Genomic DNA, 19,087 nt, shown 5'->3' on the forward strand with positions numbered 1-19,087 from the left:
TCCAAGCACCGGCGGCTGGCGTCAAGTCGCCCTGCTTTGAGACTAAAATTCAGAAGAACAGCTTTACGGTTTCTGCTCCCTCAAACCTGCGCCAGGGCACGTCGCCCTCCCGGGAAAAAGTGAGCAAGGCCGCCGACATCTCGTTTGCAAGCTGGACGGCATCCGGCCTGCCAGCAGCGAGCGGAACACGTTCGGCCTCCACATTGCCAAAAACGAAGGGCTCGTCGAAGGCATGCGACGAGCCCAGCCGGCCGCCTTCGAAATCCGGAACCCAGGCGAATTCGTAGGCAAAAGCTTTTCCTCCTGCTCTCGCGTGAATTTCCGCAGTCTTCTGAGCAGGATCGCGATAGATGGTTGCCGAAAGGAAGCGCTCCTCGAGCTCGGCGAGATCGGCCGTGGGGTGCGCCTTTTCGAGTTCCGACAGTACCGCTTCCGCTCTGTCGGGAAAGAAACGCGCGACGGTCGAGAGCACACGTGCCCGATCCTTCGGCGCCTGCATGATGCCGAAGGCATACCACATGCGCGCCTCGTCGCGGGTCCAGCCGACGACCATCTGTTTATCGCGGAAGGTTCCCGTGGCAAGACCGTCGAGCGGATGGCGCTTCAGGCTCCCGCCGTCCAGCACGATGCCCAGCGTGCGTCCCCCGGGAGAATTGCGCTCGCCAAGGTCGGTAGCGATAATTTCTTCCTGCGCGGCAAGAATGCGCTCGACCGGCAGTGCTTGCAGGGCATCGTGATCGCCCCGCCTGATGCCGACGCGGTCCAGAAAATCGCCGGCCATCGAACTTGCGGTCCCTGGATCGATGATGCGGCTTGCCGAACCGCTCATCATCCAGGCGCGCCGGAAAAGGTGGGCGATGCCATCCATCCCGAACAGCGCGCCGATGGTGAAGCCGCCGGACGACAGGCCAACAAGTGTAACGTTGTCCGGATCGCCGCCGAAGGCTCCGATATTCTCCTTGACCCATTCAAGCGCCACGACGAGATCGAGCATGCCGCGATTGGCGGGCGCCCCGTCGCCCATCACCTCGCCGAGATGCAGGAAACCCAGCGCGCCGGTGCGGAAATTGGGCCGGACATAGACAATCTCGCCGCGCCGGACGAAATCGAGTTCGTCCTGATAACCGCCATTCACGGACCCCGTCTGGAAACCGCCGCCGAAGACATGCACGATCACCGGGCGTCTGCCGCCATCTGCCGCTGGCGTGAAGACGTTGAGGTTGAGGCAATCCTCGCCTGTCGAGAAACCCGTATTGCGGGGGGTCCACGCAGGGACCGGGCGACGGATCTGGGGCGGCGCGTTGCCGGGCCGCGTCGCGTTGACAAGACCTCTTGCCATGACGGCCTTCGGCGGCTGGAAGCGCAGGGCACCGACCGGCGGTTCGCCATAGGGTATGCCGACAAAGCTCGTCCCGAGTTCGGAAACGATGCCGCGATAGACAGCTTCGCGGCTCGAAACATCGACCGTCTTCATGTGGACACCGCCTTGTCGAGGAGATGGCAGGCCGCCTGTTGACCATCGCCGAGCTGGCGCATCACCGGTGCCTCGACGGCACAACGTTCGTGCGCCTGCGGGCAGCGGGTGCGGAAGGCGCAACCGCTCGGCGCAGCATGGGCGCTCGGGATCTCGCCTGCAAGGCGGGTGCGCTTGCCTGAACCCCTGCCCGGCACAGAAGCGAGGAGCGCCTGGGTATAGGGATGCGCCGGCGCGCCATATATCCGTTCGCGCGGGCCCAGTTCCACGATCTCTCCGAGATACATGACGGCGATTTCGTCGCACATGAACTGCACGACCCTGAGGTCATGCGATATGAAAAGCATGGTCGTTCCATGCCGTTCCTGCAGATCGCGCAGCAGGTTCAGCACCTGCGCCTGCACCGAAACGTCCAGTGCGCTGACGGGCTCATCGGCGACGATCAGTTCCGGGTTGGTGGCGAGCGCACGGGCAATCGCGATCCGCTGCCGCTGTCCGCCGGAGAACTCATGCGGAAACCGATCGAGCGCAGCCGCAGGCAATCCCACTTCGGCAAGCAGGCCGCGTGCCGTCTCGACACGGGAGGCGGGCGTGCCGATGCCGTGGACCATCTGCGGCTCGGTCAGCGTCTCACGCACTGTCATGCGGCCGTTCAGCGATCCGAACGGATCCTGGAAAATCATCTGCATGTGGCGCCGCTCGCGGCGCAGCTCTTCCGGCCTCATCGCCGACAGATCCCTTCCCCGAAAGCTGATATCGCCGGTCGTCGGCTCGATCAGCCGCAGTACGAGGCGGGCGGTCGTCGACTTGCCGCTGCCGGATTCGCCGACGATGCCGAAGGTCTTGCCCCTGGAGACGGAAAAGGAGACGTTGCGAACGGCCTTGACTGCCTTGAAGGATTTCGAAAGCCCGAGCACTTCGAGCACGGGTGAAGCGCCGCTGATCATGCCGGAACCTCCTCGACCGGGTGCCAGCAACGGACGACGGATGCGCCGACGGCATCAAGACGGGGGCGGGTGCGACATTGTTCGTCCGCACGTTGGCAACGAGGCGCGAACCGACACCCCTCGGGCCATGCGCCCACCGGCGGCACCGTCCCGGGGATCGGGGTCAGGCGATGACGGGCTCCACCATGCGCCGGAATGGCGTCGATCAGCCCGCGAGTATAGGGGTGGTGCGGCTTCTCGATGACAGCGCGGCCCGTCGCCCGCTCCACCACGTCGCCTGCATACATGACCACGGCCCGGTCGCAGAAATCGCCGACAACCTCGAGATCGTGGGTGATGAAGAGCATCGCGAGGTCGAGCTCGCGACGCATGTCTTCCAGCAAGTCCAGGACCTGCGCCTGGATCGTGACGTCGAGCGCGGTGGTCGGCTCATCGGCAATGATCAGCGACGGTCCGCAGGAAATGGCGAGCGCTATCATGACGCGCTGGCGCATGCCGCCGGAAAGCTCATGGACGTAGCCCTTCAGGATATCCCTGGGGCGGGGAATGCCGACCTTGACCAGCAGTTCGACGGCGCGATCCGTCGCTGCCCGCTGGCCGAGCCCGACATTGTGGCTCAGCGTATCGGTCATCTGCCGGCCGATCGTCAATGTCGGGTGCAATGCCGTCATCGGCTCCTGAAAGATGAAACCCATATGCCGACCGCAGAGCTTACGCCGCTCGCGCGGCGAAAGGCCGGAAATGCGTTGCCCGTTCAGCCGGATTTCGCCGGTGATCACCGCGTTGTCGGGTGCGAGCCCCATAACCGCGCTGGCGGTGATCGATTTTCCGCAACCGGATTCGCCGACCAGCGCCACCGCCTCGCCCCGGCCGATCGAGAACGAAATGTCGGTAACGATCGGCAGAAGGCCGCCTTCGTTGCGGAAGGACAAGGACAAGCCCTCGACCTCAAGCACGGGGCCGGTCCCCACGGCGCTATGCGGCGGGCCAAGCGCTTCCGATGGAACATATGTGTTCATTGATAGCGTATCCGGGGATCGAGGAGCGCGTAGACGATGTCGATTGCAAGATTGAGCACCGCAAGAATCAGCGAAATGGTCAGGACCCCGCCTTCGACCAGCGGATAGTCCCGACGGGCGACTGCCTCCACCAGCATGCGGCCGAGACCCGGCAGGGCGAAGATGATTTCGATCGCCACGGCGCCGCCCAGCATATGCCCGGCCGCAAGCCCGACGACGGTGATGACCGGAATCGAGGCGGTGCGTAGCGCATAGCTGCCGATCACCTTGCGCTCCGGCAATCCCTGGGCCCGCGCAGTGGTGATATAGGGCTCGTTCAACACGTCGAGCATGGACGACCGCATCATCCGCGTCATCAGCGCCGACTGGCGCACGCCGAGCGCCAGGGCCGGAAGGAAGATGGTCGCTGCGAAGGCGACGATGCCGGCGGATGGCGGATTGTAGCCCGCAACCGGGAACCAGCGCAGCGTCACCGCAAACAGGAAGATCAGCAGCAGCGCGAACCAGAATTCCGGCACGGAAATACCGAGCACGGCACTGACGATGACACCACGGTCGATCGGCCTGTTGCGGTTCATCGCCGAAACCAGGCCGAGCGTCACGCCGATCACCACGGCCAGCGAAAGGCCCACCAGCGCAAGCAGGATGGTGACGCCGGCATATTCCGGGATGATCTTCATGACGGGTTCACGGAAGAAGATCGACTGGCCGAGATTGAGCGTGACGATATCCTTCAGCCAGATGAAGAATTGCACATAGATTGGTTGATCGAGCCCGAGTTCGGCTCGCAGCGCGGCAATCTGGTCGGCGGTCGCCTGGTCACCCAGCATCATGCCGGCGGGATCGCCCGGCGACAGGCGCAGCAGCAGGAACACCAGCATCAGCGGCACGAAGATGGTCGGGAGGATAAGCAGGAACCGCCTGCCGAGATAGGCCAGCATCTAGCGCCTCCTTGCAAGCCGGGGGTCGAGCACGTCGCGCAAGGCGTCACCCAGCAGGTTGAGCGAAAGAATGGTCAGCATCAGCGCGAGGCCTGGAAACAGCACGATCCAGGGCGCCTGGCCAATGTAGTTGCGCGCTTCGGTCAGTGCGTTGCCCCAGCTCAGATCCTTGGGGCCGATACCGACGCCGATGAAGCTCAGTCCCGCCTCGCCCAGCACGGCGGCGGAGAAGATGAATGAGGTCTGGACGAGGATCGGCGAGCTGACGGCCGGCAGGACGTATCGGGAAAGTATGCGCATCGTCGGCACGCCGACGGCGCGCGCGGCCTCGATCATCTGTAATTCACGGACGACGAGAACCTGTCCGCGGACGATCCGGAGCGATGGCGCGATGAGCACGACGGAAAGCGACGTCATCACCGTCGTGACGCTCGGCCCCATGATGCCGGCGGCAGCCGTTGCCAGCACGATGCCGGGGAAAGCCATCATACCGTCGACGAAGCGCATCAGGACGACGTCCACCTTGCGATAGAAGCCGGAAATCACCCCGAGTACGATCGCCACGGACATTGAAACGAGCGTGACGACAAGACCGACGAGCAGCGACGTCCGCGAGCCGTGCAGCACCATCTTGAACATGTCGCGGCCGAGATTGTCGGTGCCGAACGGATGGTCCAGGCCCGGCGGGGTGAACCGCTGGGCTGGGCTGACGCGCATCGGGTTGCCTGGTGCGATCACCGGAGCGAGAAACGCGCCCAGTACCAAGACCACCAGCACGACAATCGAAAAGACCGCCGCGGGATTGCGGACCAGTCTTTGCCATAGCGGCCGGTGGCTGGAGACGAAGGTTGCTTCCTCTCCAGCGGACGGGCTCTCGGACAGGCTTTGCTCGATCGTGCTCATCCTCACTTCGCCGGAGGCGGCGCCACGTTGTAGAAGTCGTCCGAGCGGGCCGGAATCCGCTGCGGATTGCCGACACCCTTGCGCATGCCGTACATGTTGGACTCGGTCCCGTATTTGATGAACGGGAACTGATCATAGGCAAGCGCGTGGATTTTCTCGAAGATCGCCTTGCGCTCCTTCGGATCGATTGTCGTCGCTATCTGCTTCATCAGCCCGGTCTTTTCCGGATTGTCCCAGAAGCCAGGATAGGTTGGGTTGAGATAGGCAATCGAGGTCGGATCGACATAGGTGGGCAGGAAGCTGGAGAACGCATCCATCTGCGTGGCATTGGCACGGGCCTGGATGTAATTCGCCATCGGCGACTGGACGATATCCACCTTGATGCCGAACTCCTCGAGCTGCTGGCTGGCGGTGATCGCTGTCAGATAGTGCTTCTGGTACTGTTCGCTTGCCACCAGCCAGCGGATCGGCTGACCCTTGTAGTTGGATTTGGCGAGATATTCCTTGACCTTGGCCGCATTCGGCTTGCCGAAACCGTCTGGAACACCGGCCTTCGTATACCAGAATGAGTTCGGATCGGGGATCCAGCTCGGATCGAGCGTGTAGAAATCCTTCTTGCCGACCGACGCCTGCATGATCGGCTCCATCTCCAGCGCATGATAGATGGCACGGCGCAGGTTGACGTCGGCGGCGACGCCTTCCTTGGTGTTGAACACGACCGTCAGCGACTGGTTGTTCGGCACCACGACCGGCTCGGTGCCGGAATTGTTCTTGAGCGCGTCGAAGAAGTCGGACGGCAGCTCGCGGGCGATATCGATCTGCCCGGTGATCAGCGCATCCCGGCGCACGGAGGGCTCCGGCATCAGACGCAGATTGATCTCGTCGGCATAGGCGTATTTTGCACCGGACATGGCCGATGCGGGTTCCTTGCGGCTCTGGTAGTCGGGCCAGCGGGTGAGCTTGGCGCCCTGGTCGGGCTGATAGCTGGTCAGCGTATAAGGGCCGGTGCAATCAAGCCCCTTGGTGCCGACGGTGGCGGACGCGCCCTCCAGGGACTTGGCCGACATTATGGCCGACTGCGCTCCGGCCAGCAGGCCCGGCAGGATCGGGCTCGGGCTCGCCAGTTCGAATTCGACGGTTTTGTCGTCCACAGCCTTGATCGACTTGGTCGTCGCCTTCAGCGATGCGCCAATGCCCGCGGATTCTCGGAAACGGTTGAGCGACGCGACGACGTCGGCTGCGGTCAGCGCAGCGCCGGAATGGAACTTCAGCCCCGAGCGGAGCGCGACGGTGAACTTCAGTCCGTCATCGCTGTATTTGAACGAGTCCGCCAGCATCGGCTGGGGGGTCCATTTTTCATCCAGCCCGAACAGGCCTTCGCAGACGATATAGGACGTACCCCAGTTGACCCCGAATGTCGTGACGACCGGGTCCGGCGATGGCGCCATCTGCGAAATCCCGATGCGCAGGTTGCCGCCGCGCTTCAATTCCTGCGCACCGGCGGGTGCGGCGATCATCGCTGCCGCGGAAATGCCGGCAAGCAAGGCCGGCAAAAGCGTCAGGGTCCTCTTCTTATTCATTGTCCACTCCTCCCATGACTGGATCAAGATTTGACGTATTCGACCGGATGGCCGTATCGGATGGCATGATGTGCGGCGGAAGCTCGACCGGCAGGTCGAGCACGAGGAAAGACAGGGTCTTTCCGTGCGTATCGAGGCTGAGGCTGGAATTGACTCCGCCTTCCAGGGCGTCGTCTATGACGAAATTGAGCGCCTGCAGCTTTGACAGTTCGTAACGCACGACGCGCGTAACGCCCCGGTGCGCGAAGAGTGCCGCGATGGAAGCTTCCGTCACCTGTTCAAGCAGGATCGGCCAGAATTCCGGCCGGTAGGCGATGACATTGACGTTCAGCCGGTTGCCCTTGTCGCCCGCGCGGCCGTGGGCGATCGCATGCAGCGGTACGGTGATGCGGTTCCGTGTCACGGCGCCTCTCCGATAAAGGAATGAGACACGGAAACAAGCGAGCGGGGAACGAGATGCGAGACCGTACGCACGCGGGGACGCACGTTCTGGCGGACTCCGCCGCCACCCGCCGGACCGCAGCAATAAAGCGCGTTGACTTCCTGAACGGCGGCCTCAACGGCGGCGGCTTCGCCACCAAAGGCGAAACGGACACGATAGTCTCCGTCGTTTTTACCGCGAAATTCCGCAAACAGCGTGCCGCCGTCATCGTCGAAAACGCTGGTCGTTCCAATCACGTCGGCCCGCGACGTGACATCAAGCGCCCGTTTGGCGATCCGGTCACGGATGATCGTCACCGCGAGCCGCGCGCGCTGGAAAGCGTTCGGCCCGGCATAGGAAATTTCCGCCTCGCCCAGCCAGTCGCCGTAATAACCGACCGTTGCCTTCAGCGTCGCCGGCGCGGCATGGCCGCGAGCACCCGTCACCCTGACCCGGTCGCGCCCGACGGCAACGACTTCGACCTCGGTCAGGTCGAGTGTCACGTCCGGCGTCAGATAGGCCGCGGGATCGTGGATTTCGTAAAGGAGCTGTTCCTTGACCGTGCGGGTATCGATGCAGCCGCCAGTGCCGTCCGCTTTGGTCAGCACGAAAGTGCCGTCTGCCTCCACCTCTGCGATCGGAAAGCCGATATTGGCGGGATCGGGAACGTCCTTATAGCCCGGGTCGGCGAAGAAGCCGCCCGAGACCTGCGATCCGCATTCGAGCAGATGCCCGGCAAGCGTGCCTGCCGCCATCAGATCGAGATCGTCCCAGTCCCAGCTGAAGTGAGCCACCAGCGGCCCGAGCGCCAGCGCCGGGTCGGCTACGCGGCCCGTCACGACCACCTGGGCGCCGGCGCAGATCGCCTCGGCGATCGGGCGCGCGCCGATATAGGCGTTGACGGCAATAACATCACCCGACGGCGCCGGCAGATGGCGATCGCCTTCCCAGCGTTCGGTCGCATCGATATCCACCCGTCCAACCAGGTCGTCGCCCTCGACCACCGCGACACGGACGCCGGGAAGGCCTTGCCCCTCGGCGATCGCGAGGATGGCGTCAGCCGCGGCCCGGGGGTTGGCGCAGCCGAAATTGCCGACGATGACGATGCGATTTTCGACGCAGGTCTTCAGGATCGGCGGCAGGAACTGTTCGAGCAGCGGCTCGTAACCGGCCTTCGGGTTGCGACGCTTGGCGATCTGGCCAAGCGCCAGCGTCCGCTCGCCGATCGTTTCAAAAATGATCGCGCCACCCTCGCCTGCCGCAGCGATCGCTTCGACGACCGGCTGCGCCGCGTCGATACGGTCTCCCGAAAACCCTGCTCCGCTGCCGATACGATACACGCAATTTCCTCCGTCGAAAATTTCGTAGGTAAAATTATCGATAATGTCAACGATGATTGTTTTGAGCTTCGAGATGGGCTAATGGTTTTCGAATAGGGCGGTGTGCGAGAGTCGCGATTAAATGGATGAAACTGCAGAGAAAAGCGGCAGCTGGGAAGCGGTATACAAAGACCTGCAGCGCAAGATCATCTCCGGCGCCTGCCGGCCGCGGGAGCGGCTGATCGAGGACGAAATCATGACCCGCACCGGCGCCACGCGCCACGGCGTGCGGCGGGCATTCGATGAGCTGGAGAAGGTGGGCCTCCTCATTCGCCAGCCGAACAAGGGCGTCCAGGTTCGGGATTATTCCATTCGCGAGGTCGAGGAGCTTTATGAAATTCGAGAATGCCTCGAAACCCAGGCGGCGCGGCATTTTTCAAAGCCGGCAGAACCGCACTTCATAACGTTCCTCACCAATATCGCCGAGAAACATCGCGACGCCTCTCGGGCCATGCGCTTCTCGGAAGTGTTTACCCTCAACAACGCGTTCCATGAAGCGCTCTACCAGCAGGCCGGCAACAAGCGGCTGGCGGAAGCGATCCAGCATTATACATTTTCGACACACCCGATCCGCACGCGCGCGTTTCCCAGCGAAGAAATGCGCGAGGTCGCGATCAAGGAGCATTTCGAGATGGTCGATGCGATCCGCGACGGTGATGGAAGCCGCCTGGAGGAGATAATTCGCGCCCATATATCGCGGCCAAAGGAATTTTATCTACGTGCTACCAATTTCGAAGCCTCTCTCGAGGAGGAGCTGGGAAACGGAATGATCAGCCCGGTATCAAGCACGCGGCTCCAAGGCTAGTGGATGTCAGCCTATCCGTTTTTTCAACGAATCCGGACATAAGATCCGTCAGGACACCCCTGCCGGCCTCCGCTTGCAAGCCATGCCCACTTTGCTAAAGCCATTTCATCCAGACTTCAGCTCCGATGGGATGGATAATGCCCTGTTGGCACCGGATCTCACCATCCGCCCCGGGTCCGCGGCGTCACCATCAGATATAAGGAATAAACCACCATGAATATCGGCGAACTCTACGATCGGAGCATCGCGAGCACCTACGACCGCGACGAACGGGGCCTGCTTTCGGGGGGGCGGGATCTCGCGTTTCGGCAGATCGAAAAATTCGTGCCTGCGGATGAGGTCGGGAATATCCTCGATCTGGCTGTGGGAACCGGGCAATCGCTTGTCGCGATGCAGACCTTTTTTCCGCACGCTGCGCTGCATGGCATAGACCTGTCGGAGGAAATGCTGAGCATCGCCAAAACCAAGCTCGCCTTCCATTCCATCCATGACGACGTGGCCAATACCGATCGGCACTTTGCGCAGAACAGCATGAACCTGTTGCTCATGCATTTTCTGACAACATTCGTTGACGGCGAAGAAGTTCTGAAGCGCACCGCGAAATTTCTGCAGGCCAACGGCTATTACTCGATCGTCAGCAGCACGTTCGAAGCTTTCCCTCGCATATATTCGCTGGCGCGGATGTTGTTCTCGGAGGAATTCATCCGGGAGAAAAATCCGGCACCTGCCAGCACCGAAACCATCCTTTCCTTCTGTGCCAATGCCGGGCTCGAGATTGTTTCGGTGGAGCGCTTCACGAAGAAGGTCAGCTTTGCGGATTTCGAAGACTTCTACAGTTTCGGGATGAGTTCCGGCTTTTTTACCCATGTCCTCTCCGAACTTGACGAAGCCCAAGTTGCAGGATTAGCCGGCATGGAAGGGGTATTTCCGCTGGAAGACGAATATTGTGCATCCGTCGTATTGGCGCGCCGTCCACGTTGAACGACGGCTCTGTAAATGACCATGCATGACTAGTGATCGGCCGTCGGCTCGTTGGTGAACGACAGCCTTTCCTTCCAGAATGTGCCGCTTGTCATTTTTGCATATCCGAGATTGTAGATGGCGCGCATGTAATTGGTGTTGAACGGGTCGGTCACGTCGTATTTGACCGCCGCATCGATCGACGCGATGCGAAGCCGGATGTGGTTCCGCTGAGCGTAGGCGTAGGTCGCCAGCAAGGCGCTGCGGGTCTGTGCCTTGATCAGGGTCGAACTCGCTCTTGCCATCACGACGAGGGTGTTGTTCCTCGGCGTGGCGAATTCGGGCATCAGAGCGTTGTTGATGATGACGTACATGTTGATCTTCAGTCCCTTGGGCCACGACGGCTTGTCGTCGCTGGCCATCCAGCCTTCGGGGATCGTCAGCATCTGTGACATCGACCCTCCGTCCGAATGCATTTCCTCGCGAAAGCCCAAGCCCGTTGGCCATCACCAGGTAGTCCGGCCGCGCCTCGTAATAGAAGTTGACGCTCATCCCGCCATAACTGACCACCGACGGATAACATACCGGCAGGTCCGGGCAGGTGTAGGAATAGTTGACGACATTGCCATTGGTGTCGGTCACCGACGATAGCAGGAAGCGGCCATCGTGCTGAGCCTTGTATTCCGGCGTACCCGATGCCGGCGTGCTGCCGGAGATCGCCATCACCGACTTGAACAGCGACACCGTCCCGTCGCGATCGGTCACCGTCCAGGTATTGGCCGCCGCATCGAAGATTACCCGCTTGAAGTTCTCGTTCTCGGTCACATGCGTGCCGCCAGCCGAGCAGGAAGCTGCCACCATGCCGGTGGTGCAGGTCACCAGTTCCTCGCCATTCAGGAGATGGATGTCGCCCGCATCGAAGGCCGGATAACCGTAGCCGGGTGTCGCCCGCTCGATCACGTCAAAACCGTCGAGCCCCCATGCATAACCGAGCCAGCCCTGGTAGAGCCCGCCCAGCCGCGTCTTGCGCGCCGAACTGTAGGCCAGCGAAAGCTTCGGCTCCAGCCCACGGAAGCCGGGAACGTCGATGCCGATCTTCTGGGTGAAGAAGCCATTGCCGGTGATCTCCGGGATCGACGGCTTCTCGGGCGCGTTGTTCGGACGTCCCCCAACCGCTGGTGCGGCGGCCGCCATGGTCGACATCGCCTCGGGCTCGAGTGCACCATCGGCATCCTTGGTCTTGGCCGCCGTGCCGGATTGCCCGTCCTCGCTCTGTGGCTTTTCCGCCGGCTTGCCCAGCGCGGTCGCGCCAGCCTTGCCGGTCTCGTCCCCGGCATCCTTGACGCCGCTGCCTTTGGCACTGCCACCAGCAGCCCCGGCCCCCAGACTTTTTCCCTGCGGCTTGCCGAGCTCAAGCGTCCGGTCCACCGCACGATCGTTCGAGGATGCACCGGCCGCGGTCCCTGCTCCCGGCTCAAGCGCCTCGCTCCCGAAAACGCTCCCCGAACCAGCCTGCCCGGACAGCCCAGTTCCCGTCCGGCCCAGCGCACCGCCGCCAAGACCAGTGCCGCTGCCAAACCCACCCGGCTTCACACCCTGCTCCGCCGCCAGAGCGCCACGCCCCAGCAGCCCGTCGGCAACCACCGCTCCCGTCACCCCACCCGAAAAAACGCAAAGCGATACCGTGGCGACAAAAGCCGCAAAACCAACCCGACTGCTACGCATGAGCCCCTCGAAGCGAATCAATTCGTCATCAAAACGCGACGCATCCTAACGTCGCACAACCCACACAGCGCAACCAATTTGTGACGCCAACAAACAAAAATATGAAATGATTAGAAATCGCTCGTACACGTATGTAGTGCCCCCTAAATCCGCGGACCGGATCTCACTTGTTAAATGTGAGGAGTAATGTGCCCGTTATGACCAGTCGCAATCCGAAGATAGAGCGCTGTCCGGCCCTGAGCGCCGTCGTCGTTGGTCCTCGGTTGAGAAGCTCATCATTGTGCAGGACACGCATGAGCCTGATGTTACCGTCAGCATCGTTGCTCGACTTCATAGTATTCAGCCGAACCAGTTGTTCACCTGGCGCAACTCGCGTCGCACGGCGCTTTGACCGCTACTGCCTCGCAGGGAGAGGTCGTCCGGCATCGGAATACCGAGTACTTCAGAACCAAGTGAAAGAGCTTTAGCGCCTTTTCGGCAAGAAGACGATGGAAGGCGAAATCCTCAAAGAAGCGCTTGAGATAGCGTCAGGGTCAAAAAACATCTGTTGCGGTCGCTCTCGTTGCCGAAGCATGTTTCGAGATGACTATGGTATGCGAGACCTTGGGTGTCGCCCGATTCAATATCACGGAACGTATGAAGTCAGGAGCAACTGTTCTACTGGAAACAATCGGCCATGAGCCGCTCGCTTTCGTCCGATCTAAGGAGATGTCTCCGCTTCTTCAAAGCCTTGTCAACGACGGTATCATAACCGTCTATCATCAAATCCCTACTGAACCTGTTAAATTTATGGGGCAACTCCATCTGCTTGCTGCCCAACGCATCCGCGCCGTGCGCCGCACGACAGATCTATTAAAGGTTGACTATGGTGGCGAACTTGGCAAGAAGGCGGGATACCGTGGCAGATCTACAACCAAAAGGTGTGCGATGTATTTTTCTACCCTTGGCTATAGCGGCGGAACATAGATGAGGAATCGAGCCGCGGACGGGCTGCGGGGAATAGCTTGCCTAATGGTCGCTCTTTCCCACTTTGTGCATGCGTTCTGGCCGGCGCTAATGGAGGGGGGCGACCTGATCAAGGAAGAAGGCGTGCAACGGATGACTGTCATCGAGCAGATCCTAAGCAGCCCTCCGTCGACCATATTTTTCAACGGACACTTTGCTGTCTTGATATTCTTTGTACTTTCCGGGTTTGTTTTGAGTATGCCGGCGATTGGCGGAGAACACGTGAGCATTCGCTCCCGCGCTTGGGGAAGATATTTCCGCCTAAACATCCCAATAGCCGTTGCAAGTCTCATAACTTGGTTAATTCTAACGGGCGGCCTTAATTGGAACCACGAGGCTGCTACAATTTCTTCGTCGGACTGGTTTGGCGAATATTTTCAGCGGGATGTTTCCATTCTTACCTTGTTCAAAGCGAGTCTATATACTGGTTTGATGGGATCAACGGTTCTTATCCCGCCAGTATGGTCTTTGAGAGTTGAGTTCCTCGGATCACTACTTTTACTCGCCACTCTCGCTCTTTCTCCGTCGAAAAAGGCCAATCCTCTGGCTTTGGCCATCTGCTCGCTTGGCATTGTCATCTTCAAGCCAAATGACTTTATCTTCCTCTTATGTTTTTTCGCTGGCGCCGCGCTAAACTATATAGCCGTGCCGGCTTTTGCAGGTGCTAGTTGTGCGGTAATAGCGTTTGTGTTCGGGGCCTATCGATCTAGCAATGGATTGTATTTTTGGGTGCCTTCCTTCCCTGAAGCGAACACTAGCTACAATGCGATTGGGGCTGCCTTTTTAGTAGCGGCAGTATGCAAGTCAGGAACAGGTAAGGCACTTCTGGAGTCAACTGTGCCACAGTTCTTGGGGCGCATTTCTTACTCGTTGTACCTGCTTCATTTCATTGTTCTCTGTTCGGTCGCGAGCTATGTCATCGTCTTATTTGGTGTTGAGCCCTTTGGCCTCACCCTTTCTTTGGTTGTTTATTTATTCGTAGCAATTACGGCGTCGGCCGTTTTCACTGACTATGTGGATACGTTCGCTATCAAATTTGGTCACAAATTCTCAGGCGCCATTGGACTGCCACCAAAGGTTGAATCCAATTGATGGAGGGTTAAGCGATTGGAGATGCCGAGACACCTGAAACGGCTGGAAGACGAATCGATATTCATGATGCGGGAGGTTGCGGCTGAGTCAAAAAAGCCAGTGATGTTGTATTCGGTCGGCAAAGATTCCTCGGTGATGCTGCACTTGGCGATGAAGGCCTTTTATCCTTCCAAGCCACCTTTTCCGCTCTTGCATATCGACACGACCTGGAAATTTCGGGAGATGATTGAGTTCCGCGACCGCCTCGTGGCGGAGCGAGGCCTAGAACTAATCAGACATACCAACCTGGAAGGTCTACGCGACAACATCAATCCGTTTGAACACGGATCAAATGCTTATACGCACATCATGAAGACAGATGCGTTGCGGCAGGCACTCGACGCCGGCGGCTTCGATGCGGCTTTCGGCGGCGCCCGTCGGGACGAAGAGAAGAGTCGCTCTAAGGAGCGCATTTTCTCCTTTCGCTCCGCAAACCATGTTTGGGATCCCAAGAACCAGCGACCCGAACTCTGGAACCTATATAATACACGGGTAAGGCCCGGGGAGTCGATCAGGGTCTTTCCACTGTCGAATTGGACCGAACTCGACGTGTGGCAATACATCCTGCTCCAGCACATTCCTATCGTCCCTCTCTATTTTGCGGCCGAACGTCCAGTTGTCGAACGGGGCGGGAAATGGATCATGGTCGACGACGAACGGATGCCGATGGAGCCCGGGGAGATGCCGCAGATGAAATCGGTACGCTTCCGGACGTTGGGTTGCTACCCGCTCACGGCGGCCGTCGAGTCGAACGCGGTCACTGTTGAGGAAATCGTGGCGGAGATGCTCGTCGAGCGGACTTCTGAGCGCTCAGGACGCCTGATCGACCATGAAGATCAGGGCTCTATGGAAGAAAAAAAGCGACAGGGATACTTCTGATGGGTATTGACGTGAAGTCTACCACTTCGGCTTCCGCCGAACATGGGGCCGCACGGGAAAATAAGGACCTCTTGCGATTCCTGACCTGTGGCAGCGTGGACGACGGAAAGTCGACATTAATTGGCCGCTTGCTCTTCGATACGAAATTGATTTTCGAAGACCAACTTGCGGGTATAAAGAGGGATTCGAGAACGTACGGCACGACGGGCGAGGACATAGACCTAGCTCTTTTGGTGGACGGATTGCGGGCCGAACGCGAACAGGGGATTACGATCGATGTCGCCTATCGGTTCTTTACGACCGAAAAGCGGAAGTTTATCGTCGCGGATACGCCCGGCCACGAGCAATATACCCGAAATATGGCGACGGGTGCGTCAAATTCTGATCTCGCCGTTATACTCATTGATGCCCGCAAGGGCATCCTTCCTCAGACACGACGCCATTCCTTCATCGTGTCACTGCTCGGGATTCGTCATGTTGTGCTGGCCATCAACAAGATTGATCTTGTTGACTATAGTCAGCAGGTTTTCGATAGTATCGTTACCAGTTATCGCGACTTCGCCCGGGACCTAGGCTTTCAGACGCAGGACGCGATTCCCTTATCGGCGCGCTATGGAGACAACGTTGTTGCCCGTAGTCCCAATATATCGTGGTATGTGGGCCCAACCTTGGTTGAGCACCTGGAAGAGGTCGACGTCTCCGAAAATTTGGCTGAAATGCCTTTCCGTATGCAGGTTCAGTGGGTGAATCGTCCTAACCTCGATTTCCGGGGTTTTTCCGGTACCGTCGCCTCCGGTGCGATTTCCCCGGGCGACGAGTTAGTCGTTGCCGCATCCGGCCAGAGATCAAGCGTCAGATCCATACTCACCTATGACGGCGAACTGCAGCGTGCCATTGCTGGCGAGGCTGTCACGCTGACCCTAGACTGCGAGATTGACGTGTCGCGCGGCGACGTACTCTGTCCGCCGACACTGCGTCCCGAAGTGGCCGATCAGTTTCAGGCGCGGCTGATTTGGATGTCCGAGCAAGAATTGATTCCGGGCCGTCGGTTGTTGATTAAGATAGGTACGAAAACGGTATCGGCAGCGGTCACGAACATCCGTTACAAGATCGATGTCAATACGTTCGCTAGGCTTGCAGCAAGGACGCTTCAGCTCAATGAAGTGGCCGTCGTGCATATCGCGACCAGTGAACTTGTGACATATGAACCTTATCTTGCTAATCGTTCAATGGGCGCCTTCATCGTTATCGACCGAGTGACTAACCAGACACTAGCCGCTGGCATGATCGACCACGGTTTATGGCGGGCGTCCAGTGTCCATTGGCAGGCGATAACGGTTTCCAAGGAGACACGTGCCGAAATCAAAGGCCAAAGACCAGCAGTGCTTTGGTTCACAGGGCTTTCTGGCGCCGGCAAATCGACCATAGCCAATCTGGTAGAGAAGAAGCTACTCGCTCTCGGTCACCACACCTATTTGCTCGACGGCGACAATGTGCGCCATGGATTGAATAAGGATCTCGGGTTCACGGATGCCGATCGCGTAGAAAACATCCGCCGTGTCTCCGAGGTGGCAAAACTCATGGTAGACGCCGGCATCATCACGTTGGTTTCCTTCATTTCGCCGTTTCGCGCGGAGCGCCAATTTGCGCGGGAGTTGGTAGCTGAAGAGGAGTTCGTGGAGATCTACGTCTCAGCGCCACCTTCTGTAGCCGAGGAACGCGATCCAAAGGGGCTGTACGCGAAGGCACGCCGGGGTGAGCTAAAAAACTTCACTGGCATCGACAGTCCCTACGAAAGCCCGGAAAATCCAGACCTCGTGCTAGATACGACGACGCGGAGCGCAGAAGATCTAGCCGAAGACGTAGTGAGGTTCATCCTTGATCGCATCAAGTGCGCCTAGGATATGGAGCCTGTGCTGTTTTCCGCCAGCGTTCGACCTGAATATCAGCGGAAATTTTGTTGAGGCACGCGGGCAAGCGCCAAGACCTGAGAATAGGTAAGCCGCTTGGATATTTCGTCCTTGATTTTCTCCACCACTTTCTGATCTCGTTTTGCGCCGCCAGGTCTTTGGAGACTGTCAAAAGAAAGCAGTAGTGTTTCCGCAATTTCGTCTTCACTCGGAATAATATTGTACCCCATGGCCTGAAGTAATCTAGCCGCTCCGCCAGAATCAGGGCGAATAATATCCTCGTATCGCACATGAATACGTCTGCGATCATACATCGCGCGAAAAACAAACAGCGATCCCAAATAGTCGTCTACAGCCTGCCTTACAGCGAAGAAAGGCTTGACCCTTTTGCCAAATACCCGCCCTTTTACCGTGCTGTAAACATGCGAGGTGATCGCTTCCAATGGATCTCTTGTAATGAGTATAACGCCAGCTTCCGTTTCCTGCGCATCATGTTGGATAAACTCACGCGGAAAGTGAGATTTCCTTCCGATACATCGCTTATCGCGAATATCGATCAGTTTAAGGCACTGATTTGGCTTCCTAACGTAAATAGGCGGATCATTTTGTTTCGCTCCGGGACATCCGAGCGTCGGCCTCCCGCTGAACCGTTCGATGATAGCGCGAACGGCATGGTTGCCACTTCGAGGATATGAGATTATGTGCCAAGAATTCGGGTATGCCATAGATATTCTCATATCAAAGAACGGCTTAAATCACAACCAACGATGTCCCTTGCGAGCTGCATGGTCTAATATAGCGGCGCCGAAGCTCGGTATCCGCGCCTCAGCGACTGCTACACTTGAAGCGTCTGGTTCGCGAGCGGTCGAGAGTATCAGCTACGCGTTCTAGCGCTAAAGACCTGCTTCTCATCCTCTCCGGTTTTCCGGATACGATCCTGAACAGTACGATACTGAACGAAGGCCCCTATTATTCTGTCGCCATCTTCGTCCTGATCGCGTTCTTTTTTATATTCGCCATTCGCGTCATAACGGAGCCAATCAAACGCATTTCCGAAGCCGCCACCCATTCGGACATCGCAAACAGCGCGGAAATTTTCGAAGAACGCGGACCTGTCGAGATCGTTGCCCTCGCCCATGCTCTCAACGCAATGCGAAGCCGGATACGGGTGATGGTCGAATCAAGGACACGAATGTTGCGGGGCATTGGCCATGATCTTCGAACCCCATTGACCCGGTTACGGCTTCGGGCCGAGCGCATGGAGGACGGACCGATGCGCGAGGGGCTCTTGTCTGACGTCATGCGCATCGACAGCCTCTTGAACGAAGTCTTGAAATATCTCAGGGACGACTACGCGACCGAACCCATGCAGCGGACCGATGTGGCGAGCCTGCTGCAAACCGTCTGCGCGGAGTTCAGCGATGTTGGCTTCCCGGTCCGGTTCGAGGGGCCAAATCGGATGATCATCGATTGCAAACCGCTGGCAATCATGCGCGCGGTGACCAACCTTTGCGACAATAGCGTCAAGTTCGCAACTGAGGTTATTGTTGGCCTACGAAAAGGTAAAGCCGGCTGCGAGATCATTGTGACCGATAACGGACCCGGAATTCCAGAACATCTGAGAACGCGGGTTTTCGAGCCCTTCTTCAAGGGAGATGATGCACGCACGCAAGGGCGGGAAGGCTTCGGCCTCGGACTTTCCATTGTCGCCGACATCGTGCATGCCCATCATGGCACCGTTTCTCTTGCGGGCAATGCGCCAAGCGGCCTGATTTTTCAGATTCTTATCCCAAGCTACGTCGATACCAGGACAACGATTGAGGCAAAGAGGCCCTCGCTTGAGGTGAAATAGAAATACAGCCGCCTTGGCTGGATTGCGCGTAATAGGCCATCGTCATCGGCGGGTTGCTGACCTCGACCGTCCTCAGCCTCGTCGTCATCCCGGTGATATTTACCTTGGTCGACGACTTCCTCGGCCTCCTGCTGCGCATCGGCAAGGCGAGACCAT

General features: G+C 58.9%; 16 protein-coding genes and 1 pseudogene. 7 read left to right on the forward strand and 10 right to left on the reverse strand.

All coding sequences use genetic code 11. The features are described 5' to 3' along the window. Positions 1-49 precede the first annotated feature (49 nt). From J2X76_RS24345 to J2X76_RS24380, 8 genes are read right to left on the reverse strand one after another with little or no spacing between them, the layout of a single operon-like run. Positions 50-1,474, reverse strand: coding sequence for a carboxylesterase family protein (locus J2X76_RS24345; protein WP_310219989.1), 1,425 nt, complete (start codon positions 1,472-1,474; stop codon positions 50-52). Continuing rightward, entirely contained in the window at positions 1,471-2,421 is a 951-nt protein-coding gene (locus tag J2X76_RS24350; RefSeq protein WP_310219990.1) for an ABC transporter ATP-binding protein, read from the reverse strand. The genes J2X76_RS24345 and J2X76_RS24350 overlap by 4 nt, the downstream gene beginning before the upstream one ends. Continuing rightward, positions 2,418-3,440, reverse strand: a complete 1,023-nt coding sequence (locus tag J2X76_RS24355) for an ABC transporter ATP-binding protein (protein ID WP_310219992.1) — start codon at positions 3,438-3,440, stop codon at positions 2,418-2,420. Before J2X76_RS24355 ends, J2X76_RS24350 begins: the two co-directional genes overlap by 4 nt. Then, a complete protein-coding gene (locus J2X76_RS24360; protein WP_113283541.1) occupies positions 3,437-4,381 on the reverse strand; it encodes an ABC transporter permease in 945 nt (314 codons plus the stop codon). Before J2X76_RS24360 ends, J2X76_RS24355 begins: the two co-directional genes overlap by 4 nt. Continuing rightward, complete coding sequence (locus J2X76_RS24365) at positions 4,382-5,284, reverse strand: ABC transporter permease (RefSeq protein WP_310219993.1); 903 nt, start codon at positions 5,282-5,284, stop codon at positions 4,382-4,384. Positions 5,285-5,286: 2 nt separating this feature from the next. Then, a complete protein-coding gene (locus tag J2X76_RS24370) occupies positions 5,287-6,864 on the reverse strand; it encodes an ABC transporter substrate-binding protein (protein WP_310219995.1) in 1,578 nt (525 codons plus the stop codon). After that, positions 6,857-7,267, reverse strand: a complete 411-nt coding sequence (locus J2X76_RS24375) for a hypothetical protein (protein WP_310219996.1) — start codon at positions 7,265-7,267, stop codon at positions 6,857-6,859. Before J2X76_RS24375 ends, J2X76_RS24370 begins: the two co-directional genes overlap by 8 nt. After that, complete coding sequence (locus J2X76_RS24380) at positions 7,264-8,625, reverse strand: acyclic terpene utilization AtuA family protein (protein ID WP_310219997.1); 1,362 nt, start codon at positions 8,623-8,625, stop codon at positions 7,264-7,266. The genes J2X76_RS24375 and J2X76_RS24380 overlap by 4 nt, the downstream gene beginning before the upstream one ends. Positions 8,626-8,746: 121 nt before the next feature. On the opposite strand from J2X76_RS24380, the gene J2X76_RS24385 reads away from it, so the two are divergent. Continuing rightward, positions 8,747-9,469 (forward strand): GntR family transcriptional regulator, encoded by a 723-nt coding sequence (locus J2X76_RS24385; RefSeq protein WP_310219999.1) that lies wholly within the window; start codon positions 8,747-8,749, stop codon positions 9,467-9,469. 213 nt (positions 9,470-9,682) lie between these two features. After that, positions 9,683-10,450 carry a methyltransferase domain-containing protein gene (locus J2X76_RS24390; RefSeq protein WP_310220001.1) on the forward strand — a complete coding sequence of 256 codons (768 nt, stop codon included), beginning with the start codon at positions 9,683-9,685 and terminating at the stop codon, positions 10,448-10,450. Here the strand turns inward: J2X76_RS24390 and J2X76_RS24395 are convergent. Next, positions 10,373-12,154 carry a hypothetical protein gene (locus J2X76_RS24395; protein WP_310220002.1) on the reverse strand — a complete coding sequence of 594 codons (1,782 nt, stop codon included), beginning with the start codon at positions 12,152-12,154 and terminating at the stop codon, positions 10,373-10,375. The genes J2X76_RS24390 and J2X76_RS24395 overlap by 78 nt on opposite strands. 197 nt (positions 12,155-12,351) lie before the next feature. On the opposite strand from J2X76_RS24395, the pseudogene J2X76_RS24400 reads away from it, so the two are divergent. From J2X76_RS24400 to cysN, 4 genes and pseudogenes are all read left to right on the forward strand, one after another. Then, positions 12,352-12,791, forward strand: a pseudogene (locus J2X76_RS24400) (transposase); the annotation flags it as partial. A 329-nt stretch (positions 12,792-13,120) separates the two neighbouring features. Then, positions 13,121-14,251 (forward strand): acyltransferase, encoded by a 1,131-nt coding sequence (locus J2X76_RS24405; RefSeq protein ID WP_310220003.1) that lies wholly within the window; start codon positions 13,121-13,123, stop codon positions 14,249-14,251. A gap of 21 nt (positions 14,252-14,272) precedes the next feature. Then, positions 14,273-15,169 (forward strand): sulfate adenylyltransferase subunit CysD, encoded by an 897-nt coding sequence (gene cysD / locus J2X76_RS24410; RefSeq protein ID WP_310220004.1) that lies wholly within the window; start codon positions 14,273-14,275, stop codon positions 15,167-15,169. Further along, positions 15,169-17,070 carry a sulfate adenylyltransferase subunit CysN gene (gene cysN, locus J2X76_RS24415; protein ID WP_310220006.1) on the forward strand — a complete coding sequence of 634 codons (1,902 nt, stop codon included), beginning with the start codon at positions 15,169-15,171 and terminating at the stop codon, positions 17,068-17,070. The genes cysD and cysN overlap by 1 nt, the downstream gene beginning before the upstream one ends. Before the next feature lie 44 nt (positions 17,071-17,114). Here the strand turns inward: cysN and J2X76_RS24420 are convergent, their stop codons facing one another. Further along, complete coding sequence (locus J2X76_RS24420; RefSeq protein WP_310220008.1) at positions 17,115-17,522, reverse strand: hypothetical protein; 408 nt, start codon at positions 17,520-17,522, stop codon at positions 17,115-17,117. Positions 17,523-17,920: 398 nt separating this feature from the next. Between J2X76_RS24420 and J2X76_RS24425 the strand changes: the two genes are divergently transcribed. Beyond that, positions 17,921-18,931, forward strand: coding sequence for an ATP-binding protein (locus tag J2X76_RS24425; RefSeq protein WP_310220010.1), 1,011 nt, complete (start codon positions 17,921-17,923; stop codon positions 18,929-18,931). Positions 18,932-19,087 lie beyond the last annotated feature (156 nt).

The organism is Neorhizobium sp. 2083 (assembly GCF_031455615.1).
In the GTDB taxonomy this organism is placed as follows: domain Bacteria; phylum Pseudomonadota; class Alphaproteobacteria; order Rhizobiales; family Rhizobiaceae; genus Neorhizobium.